This window comes from Algoriphagus locisalis, from assembly GCF_900116615.1.
Taxonomy (GTDB): Bacteria; Bacteroidota; Bacteroidia; order Cytophagales; family Cyclobacteriaceae; genus Algoriphagus; species Algoriphagus locisalis.
In genome coordinates, this window is record NZ_FPBF01000011.1 from 62,213 (window position 1) to 81,173 (window position 18,961).

Annotated in this window: 12 protein-coding genes; 8 read left to right on the forward strand and 4 right to left on the reverse strand. The window is 42.3% G+C overall.

Going from position 1 to position 18,961, the window contains the following annotated elements:
- Positions 1 to 65 precede the first annotated feature (65 nt).
- The 5 genes from BM386_RS22390 (at position 66) to BM386_RS22410 (ending at position 9,204) form a co-directional block, all read left to right on the forward strand.
- Entirely contained in the window at positions 66 to 560 is a 495-nt protein-coding gene (locus tag BM386_RS22390; protein WP_091698253.1) for a septal ring lytic transglycosylase RlpA family protein, read from the forward strand.
- An 82-nt stretch (positions 561 to 642) separates the two neighbouring features.
- Entirely contained in the window at positions 643 to 1,713 is a 1,071-nt protein-coding gene (locus BM386_RS22395; protein WP_091698299.1) for an efflux RND transporter periplasmic adaptor subunit, read from the forward strand.
- Positions 1,714 to 1,716: 3 nt separating this feature from the next.
- Positions 1,717 to 4,761 carry an efflux RND transporter permease subunit gene (locus tag BM386_RS22400; protein WP_091698255.1) on the forward strand — a complete coding sequence of 1,015 codons (3,045 nt, stop codon included), beginning with the start codon at positions 1,717 to 1,719 and terminating at the stop codon, positions 4,759 to 4,761.
- 1 nt (position 4,762) lies between these two features.
- Complete coding sequence (locus BM386_RS22405; RefSeq protein ID WP_091698256.1) at positions 4,763 to 7,954, forward strand: efflux RND transporter permease subunit; 3,192 nt, start codon at positions 4,763 to 4,765, stop codon at positions 7,952 to 7,954.
- Between the two features lie 146 nt (positions 7,955 to 8,100).
- A complete protein-coding gene (locus BM386_RS22410; protein ID WP_091698258.1) occupies positions 8,101 to 9,204 on the forward strand; it encodes a 6-bladed beta-propeller in 1,104 nt (367 codons plus the stop codon).
- Between the two features lie 147 nt (positions 9,205 to 9,351).
- Here the strand turns inward: BM386_RS22410 and BM386_RS22415 are convergent, their stop codons facing one another.
- Positions 9,352 to 10,503: an ATP-binding protein gene (locus tag BM386_RS22415; protein ID WP_091698260.1), complete on the reverse strand. Its 1,152-nt coding sequence runs from the start codon at positions 10,501 to 10,503 to the stop codon at positions 9,352 to 9,354.
- Between the two features lie 114 nt (positions 10,504 to 10,617).
- Between BM386_RS22415 and BM386_RS22420 the strand changes: the two genes are divergently transcribed.
- Positions 10,618 to 11,808 (forward strand): hypothetical protein, encoded by a 1,191-nt coding sequence (locus tag BM386_RS22420; RefSeq protein WP_091698261.1) that lies wholly within the window; start codon positions 10,618 to 10,620, stop codon positions 11,806 to 11,808.
- Between the two features lie 23 nt (positions 11,809 to 11,831).
- Here the strand turns inward: BM386_RS22420 and BM386_RS22425 are convergent, their stop codons facing one another.
- On the reverse strand, positions 11,832 to 12,527 hold the full coding sequence (locus BM386_RS22425) for an outer membrane beta-barrel protein (RefSeq protein ID WP_091698263.1): 696 nt from the start codon (positions 12,525 to 12,527) through the stop codon (positions 11,832 to 11,834).
- A 146-nt stretch (positions 12,528 to 12,673) separates the two neighbouring features.
- Here BM386_RS22425 and BM386_RS22430 point away from each other — a divergent pair, with 146 nt between their 5' ends.
- Positions 12,674 to 13,834 carry a cellulase family glycosylhydrolase gene (locus BM386_RS22430; RefSeq protein ID WP_091698265.1) on the forward strand — a complete coding sequence of 387 codons (1,161 nt, stop codon included), beginning with the start codon at positions 12,674 to 12,676 and terminating at the stop codon, positions 13,832 to 13,834.
- A 92-nt stretch (positions 13,835 to 13,926) separates the two neighbouring features.
- Here the strand turns inward: BM386_RS22430 and BM386_RS22435 are convergent, their stop codons facing one another.
- The gene (locus BM386_RS22435; protein WP_091698266.1) at positions 13,927 to 15,255 is read right to left on the reverse strand and encodes a DUF5723 family protein; all 1,329 of its coding nucleotides are present in this window, start codon (positions 15,253 to 15,255) and stop codon (positions 13,927 to 13,929) included.
- Between the two features lie 253 nt (positions 15,256 to 15,508).
- Positions 15,509 to 17,509 (reverse strand): alpha-ketoacid dehydrogenase subunit alpha/beta, encoded by a 2,001-nt coding sequence (locus BM386_RS22440; RefSeq protein WP_091698268.1) that lies wholly within the window; start codon positions 17,507 to 17,509, stop codon positions 15,509 to 15,511.
- 317 nt (positions 17,510 to 17,826) lie between these two features.
- On the opposite strand from BM386_RS22440, the gene BM386_RS22445 reads away from it, so the two are divergent.
- A complete protein-coding gene (locus tag BM386_RS22445) occupies positions 17,827 to 18,921 on the forward strand; it encodes a hypothetical protein (RefSeq protein WP_211482944.1) in 1,095 nt (364 codons plus the stop codon).
- Positions 18,922 to 18,961: the final 40 nt, after the last annotated feature.

Genomic DNA, 18,961 nt, shown 5'->3' on the forward strand with positions numbered 1-18,961 from the left:
ATTTGATACAAATGACATTAATTGGCATCTTTATTGGAAATGGCAGGCGATAATTCAGGTTACGTATGTGGAATTGGCTTCTTATTTTAGTGGCATCTCTTATGTCAGAGCAGACTCAGCCTGAATTGCCTCCTGATGCACTGCTTATCCAAGAGGGCACGGCTAGTTATTATGGTCGTAGATTCCATTTAAGAAAGACTTCCAACGGGGAGATTTTTCATATGGACAGTTTAACCGCTGCACATAAAACTTTGCCTTTTAATACTCTTGTGAAAGTGACTAGAGAAGATACGGGTGAACATGTCTGGGTCAGAATCAACGATAGACTTCCCAAAACTTCCAGACGTATTATTGACTTGTCGCGTGCTGCGGGTACTCAATTAGGACTTCTTCACGACGGAATTACCAAAGTGCGACTTGAAGTGGAGTCTATCGAAGAGATCGATAGACTTATTGAATATTATGGAGATAATCCGCCAACAACCCTGAGACTACGGCCTGTGGATCTTGCTATTAGCGTACCTTCTAAGGAAATAAATACCAATCTGCCGGATTTTTAGAATCATTAACATCCTTTTTGCAATAAAAATTTTGACATTGAAGAATTACTTAGTTTCTTAACAGATGAAACTACTTATTTCAATGAAAAACTCTACTCTCTTACTTTTCGGTTTTTTAATTGCCCTGTTTTCTGCTTGTGAAGAAGATAAGGAAAAGGTCGAAGAAGCTCCCTCAGAATCCTTTCGAAACGAAGTTGCTGCCACAGAAGTGAATATCGCTACGGCAGAGCGCAAAAGCTTCGATTATCTAATCAATGCCACAGGCAAACTGGAGGCTGGTGCTGAAGTGCTGGCCGTGATAGAACAGGCAGGCTATCTTCTCGAAGTTAATGTCCGAGAAGGGCAGTACGTCAAGAAAGGTGACGTGATTGCGACACTGGATCCTACGGAGGCGGAATTCCGTCTCGAAAAAGCTAAGATCTCCCTGCGAAATGCCAATGCAGAATACGAGTCCATGAAAATGGGTTTTGAAGCTTTGTTTGCCTCAGACAACTCTGATCAAAAAGCAGTTGTTGATGAGCAACTCCGAGCTAAATCTGGTGTTTTCATGAGTGAGGTGGAGCTCAGAGAAGCTCAGATGGCTTTTGACCGTAGTGTGGTGAAGGCACCCATCTCAGGTCAAGTGGCTGACCTAAAATATAAAGCTGGAAGTTTGGTTGGGGCGAGTACAGAGCTTTGCCAGATTTTGGGCACCAATGAATTTATCCTAAAAGTAAAAGTGCTAGAGTCTGACATCAGTTTGATCTCCATCAATCAGAAAGCAGAGGTTTACCCTATTTCAAATACCCAAACAGCATTGACTGGAAGGGTGACTGGAATCAACCCTAAAGTAGATGAAAGTGGTCTGGTTCAGGTTTCCATCACTTTGGCAGCCAACAAGAGTTTATTACCGGGAATGAATGCAAGAGCGATTATCCGCGCTCCTCAAAACAACAGTTTAGTAGTTCCAAAAGATGCCTTGGTTTACCGGTCAGGCAGGGCTGTGGTATTTACTATTGAGAATAAGGAATCCAAATGGAACTACGTGGAAGTGGGCAAGGATAACGGGGAGGAAGTAGAGATTCTCGAAGGGATAGAGGAAAATAGTACCGTCATCACTTCCAACAACCTACAACTTGCACATCAAGCGCCGGTTCAAATCGTAACAGAATAAGCCATGGTTAGATTTTTACTGGCCCGGCCGATCGCAGTATTTATGACTTTTATGGCGTTGATGGTTTTTGCCTTCATCGTCTTACGAACGCTACCTATTTCTCTTTTGCCACCGATCGACGTACCTCAGATCGTGGTGAAAGTAAATTATCCGAATGCCTCTCCAGAGGCTATCGAGCAAAATGTGCTGAATCCTATTCGTGAGGGATTGATTACGTTGAATGGTTTGGAAGAAATGGATTCCAAAGCAGGTTCGGAAGTAGGGACTATCCGCTTGACGTTTGATTACAATACCAAAATGGAGTTGGCGTATATTGATGTCAATGAGAAAATCGATAGACTTACTAATGGCCTTCCGGATGATCTAGGTCGTCCAGAAGTTATTCGGATCAATACATCCGACATTCCTGTAGCGAGAGTACAAGTAATCCCAAAAGAAGGTGCTGATGAAGTGGAGGTCAGTCTTTTGACGGAAAATGTCCTTAAGAAAAGAATCGAGCAGTTGCCGGGAGTTTCATTGGTAGATATCAATGGCAAAAAGGATAGAATAATCACCGTCAAGCCAAATGAAGAGGCGCTATCTGCACTTGGAATGACCCAACAAAATGTGATTTCGGCAATTCAATCAGGTAATAGCGAACTTCCTGGAATCTCTGTGAAAGATGGCCAATTCAGGTATTACCTCCGTTTAGCCACTCGGGTAGATACCCCAAAAGATATAGAAACCTTGCCTGTGGCAGCTTCTTCGGGAGTGATTATTCCATTGGGAAAACTGGCTGAGGTGACTTATGAAACGCAGGAAACGCTCGGTTATCATCTTTTCGGCACAGAAGAAGGTCTGGTGATTACCGTTCACAAGCAGGCCTCCGCCAAAATGAATGAGTTGATTCCTGAACTGAAGAAATCACTTGAATTATTCAAGGAGGATTACGAGTTGGTAGAATTTGAACTGACGCAAGATCAGTCCAACCTCCTCAATGCGGCAATCTCCAATTTGGAGACCTCCTTGCTTTTTGGGGGAGTTTTCGCTTTTGCGGTGCTTTTCCTCTTTATGAAAGATTACAGACTTCCACTGATTATTGGTGTGAGTTTACCTTCTTCCTTATTGATCTCCTTTTTGATCTTCTATTTTACAGATCTATCGATCAATATCATTTCACTTTCAGGCTTGGCGCTCGGGATAGGGATGTTGATTGATAATGCGATCATTGTTTTGGATAATATTACCAGAAAGCGGGAGAGTGGCTTGCCACTTTTCGAAGCATGCGTAGAAGGAGTAGATGAGGTGATGGGTGCCCTAGTCAGTTCTGTATTGACGACCTTGGCGGTATTTGTTCCCCTGGTCTTTTTGAGTGGTATTTCCGGAGCCTTATTCTTTGATCAAGCCGTGGCTGTGACGGCTATTTTATCGGTATCCTTGGCGGTGGCGTTTATACTTTTGCCTATGCTTTATTTCTTGATGTTTTCGCGAAGCAAAAAAGCCTACGACGATGGGGAAGGGAAGTTTTTCAGCAAGGTGCTCGGCTTGTACGAAATAGGCTATCGCAAAATCACCGGAAATAGGAAAGTGGCTATGCTGGTGTTTTTATTATTGATCCCATTAGGATTGGGCGTTAGCCAATTGTTAGAAACTACGGGCTTACCAGAGATTGAAAAGCTGGATGCCACACTTGATGTGGACTGGAGTGAGCCTATTTCTGCCTCCGAAAATAGAGATCGGGTATTGACTCTGCTGAAAAGTGTGGAAGGTAGATATGATCAGGCTGAAGCCGATATTGGGGTGAAGCAATTTTTGCTTTTTGATGGGGAGAATTCAATACAGCAGTCCTTACTCTATTTCCTTTTTCCAACAGTAGAAGAAAAGGAAGCAGCAATTAAGGAATTGGGAGAGAATCTTAAAAAGAACTATCCGGAAGCCTCTTATACCCTTGGCGATGCTCCGAATGCGTTTGATCAGTTATTCAATTCTAACATGCCGTTTTACGAAGTAAGATGGAAAGATCTGGCTTCAAAAGAGCCAGTGCCAGAGGAAAAGATGGATCCTTGGCTTAGCCAGTTTCCTGTTCAGGAATGGGAGCGTGGTCCTGGCTTGCTGAAGGAAGCCTCCGTGGTTTTCACACTTCGTGCAGATAAAATGGCCACGTATCAAGTGCCTGTAGATGCAATTCAAAACCAGATTTCTAGGCTTTTTGGCACCTATACTATCACTGATATCAGGAGGTTTGGTGAGATTACACCGATTCGATTGAAGGAGCCAAATGCACGATTTGAAAATATCCTTAGAAATACGCGCGTGACAGTTTCGGATACTACTTCCTACATCCTAGGTGAGTTTGTGGAGTATAGCTATGAGGATCATTATAAATACGTGACTGCAGACAAAGGTGGAATCTATCAATCCCTCCATGTAAGTGCTGAGAATCCTGATGCATACGCCAGTGATTACTTCCGCTGGGGACAGGATAAAAATCTAGGAGTGACTATGGTGGGTCAGTATTTCAAAGACAAGGAAAATGTGCGTCAACTCATCGGAATATTGTTGATCTCAGTTTTGCTGCTGTACTTTATTCTGGCAGCGCAATTTGAAAGCTTTATTCAGCCATTGATAGTTGTCTTCACACTTCCCCTAGGAATTGGTGGAGCATTCTTGGTATTATTCCTTTTTGGAGCATCGCTGAATGTTATGTCAGCCATTGGCTTGGTAGTGATGTTGGGTATCATGGTGAATGATGCGATTCTGAAGATCGATACGATTAATCGCCTTCGCTCTACTTATGTGGAGTCGGATTCTATTTCTGCAGCAGAGGCGCTTGAGATGGCCCTACACAAAGCTGGACAGATTCGTCTCAAGCCTATTTTGATGACTTCTATCACGACCATCCTGGCACTGATTCCTATTGTGTTCAGTAGTGGGCTGGGAGCTGATCTTCAGCGTCCTTTGGTTTATGCGGTGATTGGGGGATTGACTATAGGTACATTGACAGCCTTATACTTTGTGCCTTTGGCGTACTGGTTTACAGTTTCTAAAAAATCACTGAAAACGACCTAATATGACTCCATTCAGAATTCTGATAGTCTTTGTAGTCGTGTCAATTCTTGGATTGGCAGTGGTGCCTATGCTTTCTGTGGATCTCAATCCAAGGGAGCGATCACCTGTTTTGTCAGTCGGGTATAGTATTGCTAATGCATCTCCGGAGATCGTGGAGAAACTTGCGACCTCTCCATTAGAAGGGGCATTTTCCCGATTATCGGAGCTTAAGGAAATCAATTCAAGTTCAAATTACAATGGTGGATCCATTACGCTGACTTTTGACAAAAAGGCGGATATGGAGATGAAGAAGTTTGAAATTGCTAGCATGATCCGTCAGATTTACCCTCAAATGGATCAGCGGGTAGGATATCCGGTGGTGTCACAATCCTCTCAAGCGAGAGCTGAAGAGAAATCGCCGATTTTGATCTATAGTGTCAATGGACCGTTTGCTTCTTTTGAAATTAAGAAGATAGCAGAAGATATTCTCAAGCCTGCAATTACTCGATACGAAGAGGTGGAGTTGGTAGAAGTGCTTGGGGCTAATAATTTGCAACTTTTTGCTACCTATGACATTCAGAAGATGCAAGCTTTTGGAATCACAAAAAATGAGTTGCAAAATAGTATTAACAGTGCCTTTGGTTTGACTTTTCCTGGAGCGGTGACTAACAATGAAGGTAAAACCCTCTTTATACAAGTGGACCGATCGCTCAAGGACAAGGATCAATTGGAGAACTTGGTCATCAGCGAAAAAGATGGGATGGAAGTTCGTCTTCGTGATGTGGCCAGTATGACTTTGGAAGAAGCTGAAGCGACCAGGTATTACAGGATCAACGGAAATAATTCGGTGACTTTGTCGGTCTATAACCGTGATGGAGTAAACAAAGTGTTGCTAGCGCAAAAACTAAAGCTGGCAATTGAGGATGCTGGTAAATCACTTCCTGCTGGATTTGAGGTGCGCCTGGAAAATGACGATACAGAATATCTGGAAAAGGAGTTGGATAAAATCTATAAGAGATCTGGACTTTCGATCCTGATTTTGGTAGTCTTTATTTTCCTGATCAATAGAAACCTAAAGTACCTGAGTATTCTGTTTTTGGGGATTTTGGCAAATCTAAGCTTGTGTGCGATTGTACTTTATTTCCTAAAAGTGGACATCCACATGTATTCTTTGGCAGGATTGACAATCAGTTTTGGGTTGATCGTGGATAATGCCATCATTATGATTGATCATTTGCATAAGCATAAGAACAGGAGAGTATTTCTTGCTCTTTTGGCAGCTTCCTTGACTACCATTGCGGCATTGATGATTGTCTTTTTCTTACCAGAGGAAGACCGCAAAAACCTCACTGAGTTCTCAATTGTGGTTTCGGTGATGCTCGGTATTTCACTTTTGATTGCTTTGGTATTTACGCCGGCGTTTTATCAGGTGATGTTCAAGGAGTCTGTGAAGCAAGGCCGCAAACTGACAATTCCTAAGTTGCGGAAGCGCGTCAAGTATTTGAGAAACTATGAAAAAAGTATAGCATGGACAGCCAAATACAGAAAGACCTTTATCACCTTTCTTATTTTGCTTTTTGGAACTCCTATATTTTTCCTCCCTGCCAAATGGGATGAGCACGAGTGGTACAACAAGACCGTGGGAAATACCTTCTACCAGGAAGAGGTTCGTCCTTATGTAGATAAAGCCCTAGGCGGAGCAATGCGAATGTTTGTCCGCGGTGTGTATGAAAAAAGTGGCTATCGAGAAGCAGCAAAGACAAAACTTTATGTTTACTGTCGATTACCATTTGGAAATACTCTGGAGCAGATGGATTTTATCATGCGGGAGTTTGAATCTTATCTGGATGGAGTAGATGGTATAGATCAATATGTGACTTCAGTATATAACGGGCAGCAGGGAAGTATAGAGATCACTTTCAAGGAGGCGTATGAAAATGGAGCTTTGCCCTACCAGTTGAAGGGAAAGCTCTCTGTGAAATCTACCGATTGGTCTGGAGCTCAGTGGAATATCTATGGGGTAGGACAAGGGTTTTACACCGGAGGAAGCAGTGATCAGATTCCTAGTTACCGTGTGAAAATGAAGGGCTACAATTTTGATGAATTGGAGCGGCAGGCGAATATCCTGGCGGAAAAGCTTTTAGCACATAAGCGGATACAGGAAGTAAAGACCAATGAGCGAGCTGGATACGGAGAGCAAAAAACGGAGGAATTTGTACTTCGCCTGGATCAGAATAGAATGGCACTTGGGCAGACGAATCAGTACGAAGTACTTAACGCATTGCAAGATATGGCCAAACCACAAAGAGCATCGGCTGCATTGACTCTGGAAGAAAAAAACTACGGTTTGGTGATCAGAGAACGCCAGTCCGATGACTTTAGTAAGTTTGATATGGAGCAGCGGGCATTAATCGGAGGTGAAAATAAGATTTACAAGGTCTCAGATTATGGCACCTTGACCAAGGAAACTACCACCAATTCACTTCATAAGGAAAATAGGCAGTACATACGGATCGTGGCATTTGAGTATATGGGGTCAGCAAAGTTTGGGCAAGAATACCTAGATGAAGTCTTGGAGGAAATGAAGCAGATCATGCCGATAGGCTATGAGGCTAAGCGGGATTCTTACAGCTGGAATTATGATCAGCAGAAGCGTCAATATTCCCTGCTGGGCCTACTGATCATTGGGATTTTCATGATTTGCTCGGTATTGTTTGAGAATTTGAAGCAACCGGTCTATATCATTGCTATTATTCCTATCAGTTTCATTGGTTTGTTTTTGATCTTTTCACTTTTTGATTTCTATTTTGATCAGGGAGGCTATGCCGCCTTTGTGATGCTGGGAGGACTGGCTGTGAACGCGGGAATTTTTATTGTCAATGACCTGAATAACAGAAGTCAGGGGCTGTACAATCGAAATGTACTCAAGTCTGTTGCTGGCAAAGCGATCCCGATTTTGCTTACCATTATGTCCACCTGTTTTGGTTTGATTCCTTTTATCATGGAAGGCCAAAATGAGATTTTCTGGTTTTCGCTGGCTATAGGGACGATTGGAGGATTGATCTTTAGTATGATGGGTGTGTTTTGGGTGCTGCCGGTGTTGCTGTGGAAGAGAGGCGCTGTTGAAAGTACATTGTCTCCCGCAAAGCCGCAGAGGCGCAAGCGAAGGTGGTTTTTCTCGCGGCGACGCGGCGGCGCAGCGGAAGCGGTATAACCTTTAAACTGTTACCCAGAGCGAAGCCAAAGGTTTTCCTCGGAGGTTCTGTATGTGAGTTTTTGAATTTCCCAAAAAGGGATTAAGGCAAATTTGCGCCTTGGCGCCGTTGCGGGAGATAATTTTGATAATCTAAATTCTATCCTATGAAAAAATTATTGGCAATTGTATTTTTAGCTCTTTTGGGCTGTGGAGAAAAGAAAGTAGAATCCGCTAAAGAGATAGATTTTGGGTCTGTTGAAGTGGTTTCAGCTGATTTGCTGATCGAGAAAGCTATCCCGCTAGCATCTGACTCCACAGCGTTGCTCAGTGAGTATCTGATGGTTCGGTATGATGAAAAAGACTTTTTCGTAGTTAATTATGATCGCCCAGAGGCGATTTATCGCTATTCTGCCAGCGGCAATTATTTAGGGATTATAGCTCAGGTAGGAGAGGCTCCGGGACAGCTTATTGGGATAAATAATTTCCAGTTGCTTGGTAATAAATTGAAGGTGAAATCTGGGATGGGGAATTCTCTTGAGTTGCATACCTTTTCTAAGGATGGGCAGCTGATGAAAACCACTCCATATCCCATAAATGCTTTTGCATTTTACCCGGTGAGTGAAGATGAACTTTGGTTTTATAGCAGTTACAATATGGTTGCAGGAGACCATCGCTTATTTAAAGCTAATGGTAAGGGGGAAGTTCTAAAAAAGCTGCTTCCAAATGATTTTAATGAGAAAATGCTACCCATAGATGAGCAATCTTTTTTTGAGGGTGACGGTGCTGTGCTTTTCAGAGAACCTTTCAAAACAAGTGTGTACAAGATAAGCGAACAAGATTCCCTACAGGAACTGTATCGCTTTGATTTTGGTACCACCACAGTTCCGGAAAGCTACTGGGAAATGGATGCTTTTGCAGGATTTGAGATGATCAACGAACAGGGGTTTTCTGATATTAATTATGTGGAGGAAACAGACAAATACTTTATTGCACTAGTCGCAACTCAAAAAGGACGGGACCGAAAAAAGGAACTTTATATTTGGAATAAGGAGTCTGGTGAGGATTTTAAAATAGAACTCGATGAAGAGTTGGGCTATTTTAATTCACTTATCGGCATAGAAGGTGATCAACTGGTTTTTATCGCTTATGCGCCATATTTGGTAAGAAATAGCGAAACCCTAAATCTAAGTCCTGAAGCAAAAGCTTCTCTGACTTCTGTCACCGAGGAATCCAATCCAGTTATTCTTTATGCCAAAATTCCGAAATAGTGGTTTCTAGCGGAGTGGAAGGAGCTCTCGCAAAGGAGCTACGGCGTAAATGGTTTTCCTCGCGGCGACGCGACGGCGCAACGTTAGGTAACCTTGTAGTTGTCACCCTGAGCGAAGTCGAAGGGTTTTCCAACTATGCAAAAGTGTTTACCCGGAAATTGCCTCAATGAATCTAGCTAACCCTACAACCTGTATGTTTTTTGCCATCGGGTAATTTTCTTCTCTAGGGATAACGACATGTAGTAGTTCGATCCCCAAATCTTCCATTGCTAGATAGGTGCCTTTGGTGAGTTTAGGGCTGAGACTGAATTTGATCTCTGCTGCTGCAAGCCACGTATTGTTGCGTCGAATCAAGAGGTCAATTTCGGCGCCATCGTGAGTTCTATAGTAGTACATTTCGTCATCGGATTTCAACACCGCGGCAGCTTGGTTGATGACAAAAGCTTCCCAGGAACTACCCAACACGATATTCCCAAAGATGCTTTCCATATTCTTGATACCTAGCAAATAATGCAGCATTCCCGTATCTCTGAAGTAAAGTTTTGGTGATTTGATCAATCTTTTCTTTGAGTTGCCTGACCATGCTGGTAACTCCCTCAAAAGGAAAGCATCTAAAAGAAATCCTAGGTATGTTTTGATGGTAGGTACAGATAAACCCAAGGATTTGGCGAAAATAGAATAGCTGAGCACTCCTCCATGCGCAGAGGCGATCATCATTAAGAATTGTCTTGTCACTCTAGGATCAGCAGGTAGTCCATACTGAGGTAAGTCTCGCTGAATGTAACTTGTGGTGAAGCTGCGGTACCAATCTTGGACGAAGTCCGAATCCTGTGACAGGGCAGGCTCAGGAAAGCCTCCGTAAATCCAGAGATCTTGGCTGCTTATTTTTTTAGTGGTTTCCAAAATAGAAAGCGGAGTCATTTCTAGGTAGTTGATCCGTCCGGCCAAACTTTCAGAACTTTGACGAAGCAAAGAAGGAGATGCAGATCCAAGGATTATAAATCGGCCAGGCTTTCGATTTTCGTCAATTACAGCTCTCAGTAAAGGGAAAATTGTTGGCTGATGTTGGATTTCATCTAGGATAATAGTTTTGTCTTGATTTTGGAAAAAGAATAACTCTGGGTCATTCAGTTTGTTGATGTCTGAGTTTTTCTCTAAATCGAGATAAATAGCGTCTGTATCTAGCAATAGCTGTTTTGCCAAGGTAGTTTTACCTACTTGTCTAGTGCCTACTATTCCTGTGACAGGGAATCTAGCCATAGATTTTAAGAAGAGATTTTCTATTAAGCGCTTTATCATCCCCGTAAATTTAAAAATTAATTTTAAAAAAACGGGGATGAATTAATTTTGTTTAATGTATTGTCCTATAATCCCCATCTTACACGACTAACCTGTAAACCGAAACTCATTGCTATGCATAAATCCCATTTTCTTATCCTTACTGCACTTTTTGCTGCTACAATTTTTTCATGTTCGCAATCACCTGAAGAAACCAATGAAGCTTCTTCCAATCCTATTCAGGAGCTACAGTTTGAAGTAGTGGATTCTATTATGGTGGATTTGCTGGAGCAGGTGGCCATCTTGGATTATTTGCCTTCAAAGGATCAGTACCTGATGAAAAATAGTAGAGAAGGAAGGGTGTTTCTGGTCAGTGGCAAGGGAGAAATCCTAGAAACGCATGAATTGGGCGGGGAAGGACCAAATCAGATTATGGGATTTATGGAGGGGAGATTTTACGGAGAATCAGGATATGTTTTCAAAGAAATTTCCATGGAGATGCCTTATCATATTTACGACGCTGATTTCAATAAAATCAAAACAACAAAAGGTACTGTGAAGGATATGATGTCTCTTTCTATCAATTCCAATAAGCAGAGTTTTGCAGTGTATGATGATAATGGGGAATATAAGTTGGTCGGAGAGGAACCAAATTCATTTTCGGCAGCAGATATAAATTTGGAAACAATAGGCGCTGATTTTTATAATCGGGTGAATACGGGATTTATCCTTGATGTGGAGCAGGACTCTGTTTACTACCTGAATGTCTATCCTGAGGACTGGAAATTTAAAAAAGAGCAAAAATGGGTTGGATCTAGTAATGCTACTCTATCGTTTGACCCCGCAACCAACACACTTTCTTCCTTGCCAAAAATGGGAGGTCAATTTGGGATTTATAAGCTGGAAGGCAATACAGCCGTCTATCAAAAATCTGTTAACGTGAGTCACCCTGATCGGGACAACTACGAGGCAACACTTGGTTTGAATGGATTAGTATATCCTGGCTTTAGTGATATCAAGACTTTTGGGCCTTATCAGATCCTGACATTTTTTACTGCAATGCCAGAGGATATTTTTAATGGCTTTAGGGCAAAATCTGAAGAGTATTTTAGAGATCCAGAATTCAATGAGGCAGTAGCTAAGTACGTGAAGCGCCGATATATCATTGTGAAGGGAGATCAACAAATCGGAATTGTCAATGAATTTCCGGTAGAAGGTGTGGTAAACCTTGGCCTGGCAGACGGAACCCTTATCATCAAAGCTGCAGATGGAGAAGTGGAGCGGGATTATAACTTGTTTTATAAGGTGCGGTTGGTGGAGGAGTGAATGTGATTTTGAATCCTGTTTTTTCACCAAAACGCATCATACACCACAATCCCGACCGAAGCCGTAATCAGCTGAAGTGGACTTTGGCGGGGATTGTATTCAAATTCTCCATTGCCATTATCGGGTAAGTAGTTCGTATCTCCTTTGGTAAGGAAGCGCATGGTTCCTCCATCTTGGTAGTTGATTCTTAGCTCCAGTTTTCCTCCATCGATTCCCGGAAGGGGAAACTGTATTCCTCCGCCGACCTTGTAGGCAAATGCCCAATCCTGCATGTCCTTTCCTGCCTCTACGACATCTTCAAAAATAGATGGACGTATTTTAAATCTAGAGTAGAGGTAGTTTGCTCCAGCTTGTATTTCCACAAACGGGGTGAGCTTGCTACTCATCGAGGGAAGGTATCTGAATACAGCCATGCCAGAGGTGTAATTGTTATTTCTTCTGATCCTAAACTCATCAGTATAGCCAGGATACAGATCATTTCTCACCTCCATTTTCGTCCCATAGATTCCATAACTCACTTCCAAACCTACCTGAATCGGTTTATTGTAGAATTCATAAAGCAGGATGCCACTGAGGGTTGGGAAAAAGGTTTTGTCCACTTCTTGCTTCAAGTTCGAAACTGGTAAGCCTCCATTGAGATGTCCTCCGGCTATGAAAAATTGAGCTGTTAGACTGTTGGAACTGATTAGAAAAAGAAGAAGAAGTGTGAATTTTCGCATAATCATACAGTTAGTTATGCATACGGAATTGGTGGGTGTGATTGTTTATAGAATTCAAAAAAATATACACTCGACCATCTATGTATTGTATTCTGTGGGTTTGATTGACTTTAGTATCTTAAACTCTTCAAACCTAAATCTAACCCATGAATACCTCCGATTCCCGCAGGGATTTTCTCAAGAAATCCGCTTTGATTGGCTCAGGGCTTAGCCTAGCCGGAAGCACTTCATTTGCTGCCTTCGCTGAAGTAGCCAAATCCAAAAACAAACTACCTGCCTGGAAAGGCTTTAACCTACTTGATTTTTTCTCAGATCATCCAGATCGGGGCAGGCCCACTAAGCCAGAATATGTGAAATGGATCGCTGACTGGGGTTTTGACTTCGCCCGCATTCCTATTTCTTACCCAAGCTACCTAGACATAGATCGTTCTCGACCGATTCGCCCAGATGAGGTGTTAAATTTTGATGAAAGTCGCCTTGAGAAAGTAGATGAACTCGTTGAGCGTTGTATTTCCCAAGGTTTGCATGTGAGTTTGAACCTCCATCGTGCTCCGGGCTTTTGTATCAATGCGGGCTTTGTAGAACCTTACAATCTCTGGAAAGACCAAGAAGCGCAGGATGCATTCTGTGCGCATTGGGAGATGTGGGCAAATCGATACAAAGGAATTTCAAAGAAGAAATTGAGCTTTGATCTGGTTAATGAGCCTTTCCAACGGGAAGATCCCAATGACCAACATAGTCCTGGCGGACCGGTAGATATGCTGGATTACCGACGGGTGGCTGAGGCTGCACTGGAAACCATTAGATCTGTGAAAAAATCAAGAATAGTCATTGCCGATGGAAATGGGGGTGGAGGTACGGCAATGCCTGAGTTGGCGGATATGGAGCTAGCGCAAAGCTGCCGTGGGTATCATCCTTTTCCGATATCACACTATAAAGCGGGTTGGGTGTATAAAGACCCAGAAAGTGTTCCTCCAGTTGATTGGCCATTGTCTCAGGGAGAAAGGATGCTGGATATTGAGGAGATCAGAAGGTATTATGCGCCATGGAAAGCGCTAGTGGATCAGGGAGTAGGAGTGCACTGCGGTGAATGTGGCTGCTACAATGAAACCCCACATGAGGTTTTCTTGAGCTGGTTTGGTGATGTGTTGACAGTCTTGAAGGAAAATGGAATTGGATTCGGAATCTGGGAGTTTTCTGGGGCTTTCGGAGTGTTGAATTCTGGTAGAAAAGACGTGGAATACGAAAATTGGTATGGAGAAAAGTTGGATCGGAAGTTTCTGGAATTGCTTAGAGCTCAGATCTGAGTTTTGGCCTTGGTAATTGTCTCAATCACTGAAATGACATAACACGGCATAAGAAAAAAGGTCAGGAATTTTAAAACCCCTGACCTTTTGTATCAATAGCCTGTTACTTTATAAAGAGGAATTTTTAACCCTACATATGCATCTACACTTTTGGAAGAACTGGAGATTAGGTTTGTCAGAATCGATCCAGAGCCTATTGTTAAAGGCCCGGCTCTTAAACCAAACCCCCAAGCCACACTAGAATCGTATTGCCTTAAGCTGATAGGGCTGTAAACGCTTATCCATCTCATCTCAAATCTTGGAGTCACGGAAAAAATATTGATAATATTGCTGACAGGGATGTCAGATACTTTTTTGACAGAAATAGCTCCTTGAGCACTTACAAAAAATCTATTGGTAATGCTGTAATCTGCAAATATCTGAATGGCTGTTGGTAGGCCAAATTTTGTATTTTCAACGGTCTCGGTACCGTTATAATTATCCTCCAGAACCTCATCTAAATCCTTTTCATCAAATTCATTTGCATCAATGGTCGCATTCATGTCATAGCGATAATTACTCGTCCCGCTGTAGTTGATGGCTCCTATATCTGTCACCGATAGTCCCACTCGTAGTTTGTAAGGATTTTCATCCCAGTTGTCAGCATCTCTCCATTCATAAACTACCCCCAAATCAGCGCCAAAACCTCCTGAAATGTCCGAAAAGCTGATTTCCTCAGCATCAAAACCTGGAGTGTAGCCATAATTTAGGTTACCGGTTGTAGTAAGCATCTCATTGTTGGAGGTATAATTGGCTGTTAGCATAGGGCTTAAACCAAATACTCCTCCGGCACCTGCTAGATATTTCAGTGTAGCTCCAGCTTTTAAAAAATGATTGTCTTTCTCTAAAACCACTCGACCATAAGTGACTCCGAATTCAGCCCAACCATGTACAACTCCAGACAAGTCATTCATAGAAAGGTTGAAATTATCTACATCTTCATCGCTGTTTACTACTTCGTAAAGCTCTCCACCAATATTGTGAATATTGAAAAACGCGCGTGCTCGGGTAGTAAGTGCGATACTGCTTTTTTCATTGAGGTTGAAAAGTGCTGATGGACCAAGTACGTCCACATTTCCAAAGAAATTATTGTTGTCCATCGGGTTTGTTTCGGCGTCTGTGTCAAAATCAAAGCCATCCTCAAAGCTGCTGATATCACTGAGATCAATACTGATGAAGTCGTTCCCGACAAATGTACTGACGGAAATTAGATTGATGTCGAGCCTCATTCTAGAGTCAGCGACATTGGCCGGATTGATCAGTACGGATTGAATTCCAGCATAATTATCAACAGTACTGCCAATGAAGCTTTGAGCAGAAGTGCCAGTCACAGAGGCTATGAAAAGCAAAACTGCAAGAGTAGGAAAGTAGTTTTTTGTCATAATAGAACTAGTTAAAAATGGGGTTGTGTTTTTAAGAAGTTGAAAAGGAATTGGGACAGCGTAGATTTTTGCAAGTCCCTTCCTTACTTTTTGAAGTTTAATTAGGGTAAAAAATTAATGATTTTTGCTTCACTTTAAAAGTGGAAGAAAGATTTCGGTAGGTTTTGAGTAGATTTTGGAATGAAAGGGGGACTTTTTGTGTAGCAAAACAGCCTATTTTACTAAGTCAGCTGATGACATGTTGGCGTTTTATCTAGAATTCGGATAACAGTTTTAATTTCTTTGTAAACCTCTCTACGGGTAGAAACTGTTTTTCGAGATTTGGAGCAAAAGGAACTGGAGTATCCAAACTTCCTTCCCGCATGACTGGAGCATCCAAGTATTCGAAACAATGCTCCGAGATCCAGGCGCAGATCTCAGCTCCAATACCCCCATTAAGGCAATCTTCTTGAAGGAAAATCACTTTGCCTGTTTTCTTTACGGTGGCTTTGATAGCTTCTTTATCCCAAGGCAAAAGCGTGCGCAGATCAAGAATGTCAGCCGATATCCCCAATTCTTCCACCGCTTTTAGTGCCCAGTGAACTCCCATTCCGTAGGTAATAATCGACACTTGATTTCCTTCTCGAGCAAGTGCAGCTTTTCCTATTTCTACAGTATAATAAGCATCAGGGATTTCCGAAGAAATCGAGCGATACATTCCTTTATGCTCAAAATAGAGGTAGGGATTTGGGTCTTCAATAGCTGCGTTGAGCAAACCTTTAGCATCATATGGGTTGGATGGATAGACGATTTTCAAACCTGGAGTATGGAAAAACCATGCTTCGTTGGACTGGGAATGAAATGGTCCGGCAGCCATTCCTGCGCCAGTCGGCATGCGGATCACTACGTCTGCTTGCTGTCCCCAGCGATAATGGATTTTGGCAAGATTGTTTACAATTTGATTGAAACCTACGGAAACAAAATCTGCGAATTGCATTTCCACCATTGCTTTGTAGCCTTTGATGGAAAGTCCCAGACCAGCACCAATAATTGCACTTTCGCATAGTGGTGTATTACGGACTCGGTCTGCTCCAAATTGAGCTTTGAAGCCATCCGTGATTTTGAATACACCTCCGTATTCTCCGATATCCTGTCCCATGAGAATCAGGTTTGGGTACTTTTCCATGGATTGTCGCAGGCCATCTGAAATCGCATCAACTAGTCGCTTTTCGGACATGGGGCTATTTTCCGAAGCGGAAATGACTTCCTGAGCGAAGGGGGCATAGACATCCGTTAGCTCCGTTTCTAAGTTTGGTGAAATGGCTTCCTCGGCAAAGGCTACATCGAGTCCATCGTTTATCGCTTTTTTGACTTTTTTATTAATACGTTCTTTTGCTTTCTCGTCCAAAATCCCGATTTCTTCCAAGTAGCGCTCATAATTTTCTACAGGATCCAATCTGCTCCAATCTTCCATCAGCTGTTTTGGAACGTACTTAGTCCCAGAAGCCTCCTCATGACCACGCATTCTAAAGGTGATGGCTTCTACTAGAATTGGGCGTGGGTTTTGGCGGATATCTTCAGCGAGAGTTTTGATTGCAGTATAGACTTCCAGCACGTTATTTCCTTGGATTCGAAGCGTTTCCATTCCATATCCTGGGCCTTTATCAGTGAAGTTTTTGAAAGCAAATTGTTCTTCGCTAGGGGTGGAAAGTCCGTAGCCATTATGCTCCACCACAAAGATCACAGGCAATTTCCAGACTGCTGCCACATTCAATCCCTCGTGAAAGTCACCTTCCGAACTTGCCCCGTCTCCGGAAAATACGACGGTCACTTTCTTTTCCTGAGAAAGTTTATCTGCCAAAGCGATTCCGTCCGCTATGGCCAATTGAGGACCGAGATGTGAGATCATTCCCACGACGTGATGTTCTATCGAGCCAAAGTGAAAAGAGCGGTCGCGACCTTTGGTGAAGCCTGATAGTTTGCCTTGAAACTGTGCAAAAAGTCGATCCAATGGCATATTTCTCCCAGTGAAAATCCCCAGATTTCTATGCATAGGGAGTATGAATTCATCTGCTTGAAGTGCGTTTACCACTCCTATGGAAATTGCTTCTTGTCCCCAGCCACTAAACCATTTGGATATTTTTCCTTGGCGAAGCAAAATCAACATTTTCTCCTCGATTCTTCGCGGCACGATGAGCGATTCATAGAGCTCAAGCAGTGTTTGGTCAGAAAGATTTTTACGATCGAAAGCTAGAGCTTGGGCGGTGGTTTCCATAGATGGGTGATTTCCATTCTAAGTTACAGGAAGCAAGTAAAAAGGCAAAGGGATAGGCGCCCTGCAAAAAGGCCCCGATGTGAATCGGGGCGAAAAATAAATGCAAGGAGTTAAAAAGTTTGCTGTACGTCTCAAAAGTAGAAAAAAGGTGTTGCTCCTACTCATGAAGCGAGTTAAGCTTAGTTTATCAATATGTTCTGTTAAGTGATCTTTAGATAATATTGGCTGTAGAAGTAAAGAAAATCAGCTACTAATAGGCTGATGTCCAAAAGAAAATGGAAATTGAGAACATAACGTTGACCCAAAATCCTGTACTTATGAAATTCAAATTATTCGGCTTTTTATGCTGTATTTATCTTTTTTCAGCAGTTATCGCATTTTCCCAAACTGCCCGCAAGACGGTGGTCAGTATCTCTACTGATAAATTTCTTATAAATGAAAAGTTGACTTATGCTGGTCAAATTTGGAATGGACATACTATTGAAGGTTTGCTCATGAATTCCAGAATGGTGCAGGGGATTTTTGATGATTTGAACCCTGAGACCGTTTCCAACTGGAAATATCCAGACACCAAGAAGTGGGATTCAGATCGAAATACAGATGAATTTGTGGCAAATATGCCGATTTGGAAGTCTTACGGGTTGTTGTCCTTTACGATTAATCTGCAAGGGGGAAGTCCGTTTGGGTATTCTCAAGGTCAACCTTGGATTAATTCGCCCTATACATCTGAAGGAGAATTGAAACCTGAATATTTCAAAAGACTGGAAAAGATCTTGGATAAAGCTGATGAAATCGGGATGGTGCCGATTGTAGGGTTGTTTTACTTTGGGCAGGATGATCACTTAGCAAATGAAAAAGCTGTAGTAAATGCTGTTTCCAATGCTGTGGATTGGATTTTAGAAAAAGGATACACCAATGTGCTGATTGAAGTGAATAACGAGTGCAATGTGCGCTACGATCACGAAATTCTTCAGCCCGAGCGGGTTCATGAGTTGATTGAATTGGTGAAAAGTAAGCAGAAAGACGGCAGAAGATTGTTGGTGAGCACAAGCTATGGAGGAGGCACTATCCCAAAAGAAAATGTCGTTCAGGCATCTGATTTTATGTTGCTTCATGGGAATGGAGTCTCAGATCCGGATGAAATTGTAAAAATGGTTGAGAAGACTAGAAATGTAGCCAGTTACAAACCTATGCCGATCCTATTTAATGAAGATGATCACTTCAATTTTGATCAGCCAAAAAACAATTTTACCGCAGCCGTTTCAGCCTATGCTTCTTGGGGATATTTTGACTATCGAATGAAGGACGAGGGATTTGAAGAAGGCTACCAAAGCGTGCCCGTGGACTGGGGAATTAACTCTGAGCGGAAAAAAGGTTTTTTTGAGTTGCTGAAAGAGATAACGGGATATTGAGGGAATTTAAAAGGAAAAATTTAAAATTATGAATATTGCA

What these genes read in the sequence shown, in the direction of transcription:
- BM386_RS22390 (WP_091698253.1), top strand. Translation starts at nt 66, where the DNA reads ATGTGGAATTGGCTTCTTATTTTAGTGGCATCTCTTATGTCAGAGCAG.
- BM386_RS22395 (WP_091698299.1), top strand. Translation starts at nt 643, where the DNA reads ATGAAAAACTCTACTCTCTTACTTTTCGGTTTTTTAATTGCCCTGTTT.
- BM386_RS22400 (WP_091698255.1), top strand. Translation starts at nt 1,717, where the DNA reads ATGGTTAGATTTTTACTGGCCCGGCCGATCGCAGTATTTATGACTTTT.
- BM386_RS22405 (WP_091698256.1), top strand. Translation starts at nt 4,763, where the DNA reads ATGACTCCATTCAGAATTCTGATAGTCTTTGTAGTCGTGTCAATTCTT.
- BM386_RS22410 (WP_091698258.1), top strand. Translation starts at nt 8,101, where the DNA reads ATGAAAAAATTATTGGCAATTGTATTTTTAGCTCTTTTGGGCTGTGGA.
- BM386_RS22415 (WP_091698260.1), bottom strand. Translation starts at nt 10,503, where the DNA reads ATGATAAAGCGCTTAATAGAAAATCTCTTCTTAAAATCTATGGCTAGA.
- BM386_RS22420 (WP_091698261.1), top strand. Translation starts at nt 10,618, where the DNA reads ATGCATAAATCCCATTTTCTTATCCTTACTGCACTTTTTGCTGCTACA.
- BM386_RS22425 (WP_091698263.1), bottom strand. Translation starts at nt 12,527, where the DNA reads ATGCGAAAATTCACACTTCTTCTTCTTTTTCTAATCAGTTCCAACAGT.
- BM386_RS22430 (WP_091698265.1), top strand. Translation starts at nt 12,674, where the DNA reads ATGAATACCTCCGATTCCCGCAGGGATTTTCTCAAGAAATCCGCTTTG.
- BM386_RS22435 (WP_091698266.1), bottom strand. Translation starts at nt 15,255, where the DNA reads ATGACAAAAAACTACTTTCCTACTCTTGCAGTTTTGCTTTTCATAGCC.
- BM386_RS22440 (WP_091698268.1), bottom strand. Translation starts at nt 17,509, where the DNA reads ATGGAAACCACCGCCCAAGCTCTAGCTTTCGATCGTAAAAATCTTTCT.
- BM386_RS22445 (WP_211482944.1), top strand. Translation starts at nt 17,827, where the DNA reads ATGAAATTCAAATTATTCGGCTTTTTATGCTGTATTTATCTTTTTTCA.